The organism is Actinomadura livida, assembly GCF_014648675.1.
Lineage (GTDB): Bacteria > Actinomycetota > Actinomycetes > Streptosporangiales > Streptosporangiaceae > Spirillospora > Spirillospora livida.
This window is the reverse complement of record NZ_BMRO01000009.1, coordinates 358311-367966: the sequence shown is the minus strand read 5'-3', so window position 1 is coordinate 367966 and position 9656 is coordinate 358311. Positions and strand designations below refer to the sequence as shown.

Annotated in this window: 8 protein-coding genes; 4 read left to right on the top strand and 4 right to left on the bottom strand. The window is 72.4% G+C overall.

Annotation, left to right across the window (positions count from 1 at the left end; translation table 11 throughout):
* Positions 1 to 77: 77 nt before the first annotated feature.
* Positions 78 to 839, bottom strand: coding sequence for an enoyl-CoA hydratase-related protein (locus IEZ03_RS23335; protein ID WP_184885520.1), 762 nt, complete (start codon positions 837 to 839; stop codon positions 78 to 80).
* 105 nt (positions 840 to 944) lie between these two features.
* Here IEZ03_RS23335 and IEZ03_RS23330 point away from each other — a divergent pair, with 105 nt between their 5' ends.
* From IEZ03_RS23330 to IEZ03_RS23315, 4 genes are read left to right on the top strand one after another with little or no spacing between them, the layout of a single operon-like run.
* Positions 945 to 2096 carry an acyl-CoA dehydrogenase family protein gene (locus IEZ03_RS23330; protein ID WP_184885522.1) on the top strand — a complete coding sequence of 384 codons (1152 nt, stop codon included), beginning with the start codon at positions 945 to 947 and terminating at the stop codon, positions 2094 to 2096.
* 1 nt (position 2097) lies between these two features.
* Entirely contained in the window at positions 2098 to 3162 is a 1065-nt protein-coding gene (locus tag IEZ03_RS23325) for an acyl-CoA dehydrogenase family protein (RefSeq protein ID WP_184885524.1), read from the top strand.
* A complete protein-coding gene (locus IEZ03_RS23320) occupies positions 3159 to 5348 on the top strand; it encodes an acetate--CoA ligase family protein (RefSeq protein WP_184885526.1) in 2190 nt (729 codons plus the stop codon). The genes IEZ03_RS23325 and IEZ03_RS23320 overlap by 4 nt, the downstream gene beginning before the upstream one ends.
* Positions 5349 to 5358: 10 nt before the next feature.
* Positions 5359 to 6132, top strand: a complete 774-nt coding sequence (locus IEZ03_RS23315) for an SDR family NAD(P)-dependent oxidoreductase (RefSeq protein WP_184885528.1) — start codon at positions 5359 to 5361, stop codon at positions 6130 to 6132.
* 48 nt (positions 6133 to 6180) lie between these two features.
* Here IEZ03_RS23315 and IEZ03_RS23310 read toward each other — a convergent pair whose 3' ends face one another.
* The 3 genes from IEZ03_RS23310 to IEZ03_RS23300 are packed head-to-tail and all read right to left on the bottom strand — an operon-like array spanning position 6181 to position 9638.
* Complete coding sequence (locus tag IEZ03_RS23310; RefSeq protein WP_184885530.1) at positions 6181 to 7119, bottom strand: alpha/beta hydrolase; 939 nt, start codon at positions 7117 to 7119, stop codon at positions 6181 to 6183.
* A 34-nt stretch (positions 7120 to 7153) separates the two neighbouring features.
* Positions 7154 to 7969 carry an SDR family NAD(P)-dependent oxidoreductase gene (locus tag IEZ03_RS23305; protein WP_184885532.1) on the bottom strand — a complete coding sequence of 272 codons (816 nt, stop codon included), beginning with the start codon at positions 7967 to 7969 and terminating at the stop codon, positions 7154 to 7156.
* Positions 7970 to 8021: 52 nt separating this feature from the next.
* The gene (locus IEZ03_RS23300; RefSeq protein ID WP_184885534.1) at positions 8022 to 9638 is read right to left on the bottom strand and encodes a flavin-containing monooxygenase; all 1617 of its coding nucleotides are present in this window, start codon (positions 9636 to 9638) and stop codon (positions 8022 to 8024) included.
* Between the last annotated feature and the right edge of the window lie 18 nt (positions 9639 to 9656).

Below are 9656 nucleotides of genomic sequence, written 5' to 3'. Positions count from 1 at the left end.
CGGGGGTCGACATGGTGGCTACAGCCTAGCCGAGCGCCCCGTGCCGCGGCCGCCCGCGGCACGGGGCGCGGGCCCCGCTAGAGACGGGCCTCCCGCTTCTCGACCACCGCCGCGAGGGCCTCCTTCGACTCCGGGTAGCCGCACAGCTCCGCCGTCAGCGACTGCTCGTACTCGTAGCCCTCCTGGAGCTCCATCTTCTCCACCCGGTTCAGCGCCCGCTTCGCGAAGCCGATCGTCACCGGGCCGTGCCGGGTGATGCGGGCGGCGTGCGAGCGCGCGGCGTCCAGGAGCTGGTCGGCGGGGACGATCTCGATGACCGCGCCGTACTTCCGCAGCTCCTCGACGGGGAGCGGCTCACCGGTCAGGTACATCCAGCGCACGACCGGTTGCGGGAGGAGCCGCATCAGGTGCCGCGCCGCCCCCATGACGCCGACGGACACCTCGGGCGTCCCCAGCCGGGCGCCCTCGGCGGCGACGATGAAGTCGCAGGAGGCGGCGATGGCCAGCCCGGTGCCGAGCGCGGACCCCCGCACGGCGCCGATCACCGGGAGCGGGGCGTCCTGGATCGCGAAGAACGCCCGCCGCACCTCGCGCATGCGCGCCGGGGCGTTGGCGGGCGTCATGGTCTGGAACTCGCCGAGGTCGTTGCCCGCGCAGAAGTGGCGTCCCCTGCCCGCGAGGACGACCGCGCGGACGTCGTCGCCGAGCCGGCCGAGATCCTCGAACAGGCCGCTGAGCTCCCGGTACAGGTCCTGGTCGACCGCGTTGACGGGCGGGCGGTCCAGCCACACCGTCGCCACTCGGTCCGCGACCTCCCAGGACAGCGTCGCGTCGCCCACGTCAGCCTCCGTGTTCGTGATCGGCTTGCCAGCCTCGATCGGATGTGCATAATGATAGCTATCTTAGCCCTCTTAGGGTAGCCGGACGGAGGCACAAGGAGCCAGATGGATCTTCGCTTGAGCGGTGAGCTGCTGAGTTTCCGCGACGAGGTGCGCACATGGCTGCGGGACAACGTGCCCGAACGTCCGCTCGCCCCGGTCACGACGGAGCGCGGGTTCGCCGAGCACCGGGAGTGGGAGCGGCGGCTCGCCGCGGCGGGGCTGGCCGCCGTCCACTGGCCCGTCGAGCACGGCGGCCGCGGGCTCGACGCGCTCAGCGCCTCGGTCTTCTACGACGAGTACGTCCGCGCCGGCGCCCCGGACCGGCTCGGGCGCCTCGGGCTCGGGCTCGTCGGCCCGACCCTCATGGAGTGGGGCACCCCGCGGCAGCGGGAACTGCTTCCGGCCATGCTGACCTGCGACGACATCTGGTGCCAGGGATTCAGCGAACCCGACGCGGGCAGCGACCTCGCGTCGCTGCGCACCCGCGGCGAGGTCGGGACGGACTCCATCCGCATCAACGGGCAGAAGGTCTGGACGTCGCACTTCCGGTTCGCCACCTGGATCTTCGCCCTGGTCCGCACCGACCCTGAGGCCCCGAAGCACCGCGGCATCAGCTACGTCCTCATCCCCTGCGACACTCCGGGCGTCGAATTCCGGCCCATCCGCCAGATGAACGACGACGCCGAATTCGCCGAACTCTTCCTCACCGACGTCGAAGTCCCGCTGGAGAACGTGGTCGGCGGTCTCGGCAACGGATGGAAGGTCGCGATGTCGACCCTCACGCATGAGCGCAGCAGCAACCTGAACACCGCCGCGCATTTCCACCGGGTCCTCCGCGACGCGGTCGCGCTCATTCCGGAAGCGCGGCGGAACGATTCTCTGGTCCGTTATGAAGTGGGCCGGTTCCACGAGGAGATCGAGGCGTACCGCTTCATGACGCTGCGAACGCTGACCGAGGTGTCGAAAGGCGAGAAGCCCGGCCCGCAGGCGTCGATGGGCAAGGTCTGGTGGTCTGAACTGCAGACCCGGATCTTGGAATTCGCGCTCTCCATGCTGGCGAGCGAGGCGGAGGTCAGGTCCGGTGGCCTGCCGGGCGCGACGAACCTTTTCAAGCACTACTGGATGAGCCGCGCGTCGCACATCTACGCCGGGTCGAACGAGATTCAGCGGAACATTATCGCCGAGCGGGTGCTCGGGCTGCCGAGGAGCGCTTGAGATGAGGTTCAGTTTCTCCGACGACCAGACCGAGTACGCGGCGTTCCTCGCGGACCTGCTCGGCACCGTCGCCGGTCCCGGCTATCTTCGGGCCGCCTGGTCCGCCGGGCACGCCTACGAGAGCACCCTGTGGCCGAAGCTCGCCGAGAGCGGGCTGTTCGGCGTGTGCGTCCCCGAGGAAGAGGGCGGTGCCGGCGGGACCCTGGTGGATCTCGCGCTGTGCCTGGAGGCGTGCGGATACCACGGGGTTCCCGAGCCGGTCGTCGAGACCGCCGTGCTCGCCCCGCACGTCATCGGGGAATTCGGGAGCGAGGCGGAGCGGAAGAAGTGGCTGCGCGCCATCGCGGAGGGCGAGGCCGTCGCGTCCGCGTCGTTCGACCCGTCCGGCATCACGCCCGACGGGACGCGCGCGGACGTCGTGGTCGTGAAATCGGGCGAGGAACTGCACCTCGTAACGCCCGACCGGGCGTCCTGGCAGCCGCTGGACGGCGTGGACCTCAGCCGCCGCCTCGCCCGCGGCACCTTCGCGGCCGGCGAGGCCACCCTCCTGACGGCGGACCCGGCCGCCGCCGCGCGGGCGTCCGGCCTCGGGGCCGCCGCCACCGCGTGCGTCCTGGTCGGCGTGGCGCAGCGGCTGGCCGACATGACCCGGGAGTACGTGATCGAGCGCCGGCAGTTCGGGCGCGCGCTCGGCACCTTCCAGATCCTCAAGCACCGGCTCGCGAACGTCGCCATCCAGACCGAGGCCGCCCGCTCCCTCGCCTGGTACGCCTGCTACGCCGTCGCGCACCGGGCGGCCGACGCCCCGCTCGCCGCCGCGCGCGCGAAGGCGGCGGCGAACCGGGCCTCCGAGCTCGCCGGGTCCGCCGCGCTCCAGCTCCACGGCGGGATCGGCTTCACCTGGGAGCACGACCTGCACCTGTGGCTGCAGCGCGGCAAGGCCCTGGAGGGGGCGTTCGGGTCCACCCTGGAGCACCGGACCGCGGTGGGCGGCATGGTCATCGAGCAGCTCGCCTCCCCCGGCGCCCCGGTCCACGGCATCGAGCACGCGGGGACGACCCGATGACGCGCGGGCCCTCCCCCGACCGGCGTTCCCTGCCGGGCCTCCTGCGCACGGCGTCGGGCATCGTCGTCTTCGGCGCGTCCGACGACCCGTCCAAGGCGGGCGGGCGGCCGATCCGCTACCTGCGGCAGTACGGGTTCACCGGGCGGATCTTCCCCGTCAATCCGCGCCGCGACACCGTGCAGGGCCTGCCCGCCGTCGCCGGGCTGGACGACGTTCCGGTCGTCCCCGACATCGCGGTCATCGCCCTGCCCGCCGCGCGGGTCGCCGAGACCGTCCGGGACTGCGGCGCCCGCGGGATCCCGCTGGCGATCGTGTTCAGCTCCGGGCTCGCCGAGATCGGCGGAGCGGGCGCCGCGCTCCAGGACGAGCTGGTCCGGGCCGCCGCGGAGACGGGAATCCGCGTCCTCGGGCCGAACACCGTGGGGGCGGTGTCGGTCGACAACTCCGTCATGGCCACGTTCATGACCGCGCTGGACCAGGACCGCTTCGCACTGAAGGACGACGGCATCGCCTTCGTCTCCCAGAGCGGCGCGCTGGGCGGCTTCATCCTCAACCTCGCGCACTCGACCGGCGTGGGCATCGGCACCTTCGTCAACACCGGGAACGAGGCCGACCTCGGCATCGCCGAGATCATCGAAGATCTGGTGGCGCTCGACTCCACGCGGGTCATCCTCGCCTACATCGAGGGCATCCGGGACGGCCGCCGCTTCGAGCGGGCGCTCGCGGCGGCGCGCGAACGGGACGTGCCGGTGATCGTGCTGAAGGTGGGCCGGTCCGCGCGGGGCGCGCAGGCCGCCGCCTCCCACACCGGGGCGCTGGCGGGCTCGGACGACGTCTTCGAGGGCGTGCTCCGCCGCCACAACGTGCTCCGGGCGAACACCGTCGAGGAGATGCTCGACCTCGGGCGGGTCATGGCGAGCCGCAAGCGCCGCCCGCACGGACGGCGCGTGTCGATCCTGACCCTGTCGGGCGGGGCGGGCGCGCTGATGACCGACTACGCCGAGAAGCTCGGCCTGGACGTCTTCGCCTGGACGGACGAGTGGCGGTCCCGGATGGCGGAGATCCTCCCCTCGTTCGCCTCGACGGCGAACCCCATCGACACCACCGGCGCCGTGGCGTCCGACCAGCAGATGTTCATCGACTCCGTCGGGATCGCGCTGGCCAACCCGGACACCGACCTCGCCGTCGTCCTCCTGGGGAACCTCGAAGCCGAGGAGGACCTCCTGTGCGAGGGCCTCACCGCCGCGGCCGCCGGGTCGGACAAGCCCCTCATCGTGACGTGGGTCGGCGGGTCGGGCAGGCCCCTCACGGCGCTGTGGGAGGCCGGGATCCCCGCCTACGGCGATCCCGCGCGGGCGATGCTCGCCGCGGCCGCGCTGGCGGACTGGGCGGGCGGCGCCCGCCCGACCCCGGGCGGCTCGGCGGACGAGCCCGCAGGCGACGCCGTCTCGGCCGACGAGATCATCCGGGCCCGCACCCGCGGCCGGAAGTTCCTGGACGAGGTCGACGGCAAGGCGCTGGTCGCGCGGGCCGGGGTGCCCGTCGTCCCCGAGATCGTGGCGCACGACGCGGACGCGGCCGTCCGCGCGGCGGACGAGCTCGGCCACCCCGTCGTCGTCAAGCTGCTGTCGGACCGCCTGCCCCACAAGAGCGAGCTGGGCGCGGTGCGGGTCGGGCTGGCCTCCGCCGGCGAGACGCGGACCGCCGCCTCGGAGCTGCTCGATCTGGCCCGGTCGCACGACCTCGCCGACGCCGCCCTCGTCGTCCAGCCGAGCCTGCGCAACGACGTCGAGCTGATCCTCGGCATGTCGAAGGACCCGGCCTTCGGGCCGATCACGCTCGTCGGGATCGGCGGCGTCTTCGCCGAGCTCGACCCCGACGTCCAGATCCGCCCGGCGCCGGTGTCCCCGCGCGAGGCCCGCGCCATGATCGATGCGCTGCGGGGCCTGCCCGTCCTCCAGGGCGCGCGGGGCCGCACCCCGGCCGACCTCGACGCCCTGGCGCGGGTCGTCGGCGACTTCTCCCGCTTCTCGGCCGGGCTGGCGGACGCCGCCGACTCCGTCGAGGTCAACCCGCTGCTCATCGGCCACGACGGGGCGCCCGTCGCGGTCGACGCCCTCGTCGTGCTCGCCGACGCACCCGAGGACCGACTCCGTGAAGACCGACCCGTGAGGACCGACCCGTGAGGACCGACCCGTGACCGAGCCGAACGCACCGGAACGCTACTGCGCCGTCGTGACGGGCGGCGCCCGCGGGATCGGCGAGGGGATCGTCGACGAGCTGCTGGGCCGCGGCACGCCCGTCGTCGTCGCCGACCTCAGCGAGCCGGACCTGGAGGCTTTCACCGCGAGCCACGCCGCGTCGAAGGACCTCTTCCGGACGGTCAAGGCCGACATCTCCCGGGAGGAGGACTGGCTGCGGGTCCGCGACGCCGCCCGCGCGAGCTTCGGACCCGCCTGCGTGCTGGTCAACAACGCGGCCATCTCCCCCAAGAAGGACGGCGTCAAGTGCCCGGCCCTCGACACCCCCCTCGACGAGTGGGAGCGGGTGCTCGCCGTGAACCTGACCGGCGCGTTCATCGGCTGCAAGACGCTGCTGCCGGACATGGTGGCGGAGTCGTGGGGGCGGATCGTGAACATCTCGTCCCAGTCGGCCCGGACCGGCGCGCACGTCGCGGGCATCCCCTACGGAACGGCCAAGACCGGCCTCCTCGGCCTGACCCGCACGCTCGCCATCGAGTACGGGCGCCACGGCGTGACGGCGAACGCCATCACCCCCGGCCGCGTCGTGACCCCGATGGCCGAGGTCGCCCCCGACCACGTCAACCGGCGCCTCCTCGACAGCGTCGCGGTCGGCCGGTACGGGACGCCGCACGAGATCGGGGCGGTGGTGGCCTTCCTCGCCTCGGAGGCCGCGAGCTACGTCACCGGCGCCACGATCGACGTCAACGGCGGAAGCTACATGGGCTGAGCCTCCCCGGTCCGGTCCCTGCCCGGCACCGGACCGGGGACCGCGCCGTCAGGCGCGGCCCAGTCGGGCGCGGATCGCCTCCGCGACCGACGCCAGGGCCCGGTCGGCGTCCTCGCTCACGCCGAGGAGCCCCAGGAAGCCGTGCACCTGCCCCTCGAACCTCAGCAGCGTGACGCCGCTCCCCGCCTCCTCCAGCCGCCGCGCGTAGGCGTCGCCCTCGTCGCGCAGCGGGTCGAACTCGGCCGTCACGACGACCGCGTCCGGCAGGCGGGACAGGTCGGGGGCGGCCAGCGGCGACGCGAGGTGGTCCGCCCCGCCGGCGTCCCCGCCGAGGTACTGCCGCCAGTACCACCGCATGGTGGGGCTCTCCAGCCCGTACCCGGTCGCCAGCTCGCGGACGGAGGCGTGCGACATCGAGGCGTCGACGGCCGGATACAGCAGGACCTGCAGCGCGATGCGCGGGCCGCCCTCGTCGCGCGCCCGGAGCGCGGCGGCGGCGGCCAGGTTCCCGCCCGCGCTGCTCCCCGCGACGATCAGCCGGGCGGGGTCGCCGCCGAACCCGGCCGCGTTCGCCGCCGCCCACGCGAGCGCCGCGGCGGCGTCGTCGAGGGGCAGCGGGTAGGGGTGCTCGGGCGCGAGCCGGTAGTCGACGTTCACCACGGCGCAGCCGAGCAGGTTGGCGAGGCGGCGGCACGTGCTGTCGTGCATGGCGAGGTCGCCCGCGACCCAGCCGCCGCCGTGGAAGTAGAGCAGCACCGGCGCGTCCGCCGCGCCGCCCGGCACGTAGACGCGGACGGCCGGCCCCTCCTCGATCCGCCGGTCGACGACGGTCGCGACGGGCTCGGCCGCCCTGGCGGAACTCGGCATGCTCCGCAGGCGCCGCAGGAACTCCGCCGACGCCTCGGGGTCGGTCAGCGCACCCTCCGGCATTTTCATGAACGGCCTTGTCGCCGTGACGAAGTCCTTGGCGCTCGCCTTCAATTCCATGGCTCCTCGTTCCTCTGCCAATGCTGAAACCGCCTCAGCTCGCCAGGTGTCCGCCGTCGACCGGAATGACGGTGCCGGTCACGTATCCGGCCAGGTCGGAGACGCAGAAAGCCGCGACCCGCGCGATGTCGTCGGGGGTAGCGATGCGCCGGAGCGGGATCTTCTCGGCGTAGCGTCCGAACAGATCCTCCTCGGAGTCCGCGTCCGACTGCGCCGCCGTGATGCTCTTCGCCCCGTCCACGAGGGTCTGGGTGGCGGTCGCGGTCGGCGCGATTCCCAGCACGCGGATTCCGAGCGGGCCGAACTCCTTGGCGAACGCCTGGGTGAGCCCGCGCAGGCCGAACTTCGACGAGACGTAGTGCGCCATTCCGTCGTTGGACGCCCGGAAGGACGACGTCGACCCCACATTGAGGATCACGCCCCGCTTGCGCGGCACCATCGCGCGGGCCGCGGCCCGCGCGCCGTAGAACGCTCCGTCGAGATTGACCGCGAGGACGGCGCGCCATTCCTCGGCCGGGAGGTCCAGCGTCGAGGACGCCGGATAGATCCCCGCGTTGTTGACCCAGATGTCCAGGGCGCCGTGCTCGTCGAGGATCTCCTCGACTAGTGCCAGATGCCGGTCCTCGTCGGTGACGTCGAGGTCGAACGACGACGCGCGGCCGCCCGCGGCCCGGATCCCCTCGGCGGCGGCGTGCACGTCCGGCCGCTGGTCGGCGAAGACGACGTGGGCGCCCAGCTCGCAGAGCCTCTCGCCTATGGCGCGTCCGATCCCCTGGGCGGCGCCCGTCACGACGGCGATCCGGCCGCTCAAGGAGATCAGTTCCTCGATGGCGGGCTTGGGAGAGTTCACGGCAGCACCTTTCTTTCCGTGGCCGGCGACGAGTTCCGATCGCTGCGGCAGTTCACGACGCGAACTCGAATCCGTCGTATCCGCGCTCGGCGATCTCCTGGCAGGCCCGTACGTACCTGTCGAACCCTCCGACGTAGGGGATGAAATTGCGCTCCCCCGTCTCCGGATGGACGTGGACCATGTAGTTGTCGTGCCGATACCTGAGCAGCGGCCGGGCGACCTCTTGGACGTGTTCGCTCCATTCGCGCTGGGCGGCCGCGCTCGGCTCGACCCTGGTGTGCCCGTTCTCCGCCATGTGCCGCAGAAGGCCCGCGACGAAATCGAGGTGCTGGACGTTGGCGGCCACCATGTTCGCGAGAACCGAAGGACTTCCCGGCCCCGTGACGATGAAGAGGTTGGGGAATCCGCGGGTCATCAGGCCCAGGTAGGTGCGGGGGCCCTTGTCCCATCCCGACGTGGGAGAGTGCCCCTTCTCATTGCGTATTCCGGCCTTGTCGAGGGAGCCGGTGAACGCCTCGAAGCCGAGCGCGAGAACGAGGATGTCGATGTCGTACTCGGCCGCGCCCGTCTTGATGCCGGACTCGGTGACCCGCTCGATCGGGTCGGCCTTGATGTCGGCCAGCGTCACGTTCGGCCGGTTGAAGGTCTCGTAGTACTCCGTGGTGATGGCCAGTCGCCTGGTCCCGATCGGGTAGGCGTCGGGCGCCAGGGCCTCGGCCACGGCCGGGTCCCGGACGATCTCCCGCACCCGCTCGCGCACGAATCCCGCGACCAGCTCGTTCGCCGCCTCGCTCGTGCCCTGGTCGGAGAAGATCGCGTTGATCGACTGGCCGCCCCACCGCCAGCGCTCGGAGATGAGCCGCCGCTGCTCCTCCGGGGGGAAGTCGGTGGACGGCCCGTGGAACGTCGGCATCACCGCCCCGGCCGCCGTGCGCTGGAGCGCCCGCCACGCCGCAGGGACGTCCTCGGCGATGCGCCGATAGCGTTCCTCGTCCACCGGCCCGTTCCGGGCGGGGATCGCGTAGTTCGGGGTGCGCTGGAACACGTACAGGTGCTCGCAGGTCTTGGCGATCTCGGTGATCGCCTGCGTGCCGGACGACCCCGTTCCGATGACCCCGACCCGCCGCCCGCGGAAGTCGACCTCCTCCCGCGGCCAGTGCGAGGTCTCGTACCACCGGCCCCGGAAGTCTCCGAGGCCGGGGATGTCCGGCGTCCGGGAGCTGGAGAGCTGCCCGGTGGCCATGACCAGATAGCGGCAGGTCACGGACTCGCCCGCGCTCGTCGTGACCGTGTACTGATGCAGGGCCGGGTCCCACACGGCCCCGGTCGCCCAGGTCTCGAACGTGATCAGCCGCCGGAGGTCGAACCGGTCGGCGACATGGTTCAGGTAGGCGAGGATTTCCGGCTGGGAGGGGTAGCGCTCGGTCCACCGCCATTCGGCGTAGAGGTCCGGGTCGAAGTAGTAGCAGTAGTCGTAGCACTCGATGTCGACCCGGGCGCCGGGGTACCGGTTGTGGAACCAGACCCCGCCCACGCCGGGCGCGGCCTCGAACCCCCGGACCGTGAACCCTTGCCCGGTCAGCGCGTGCAGCGCGTACAGGCCCCCGAACCCCGCGCCGACCACGACGGCGTCGACGTCTGGAGCATTGACCGATCCGGAAGGCGTCATCCTCGTCCCTTCTCGTCC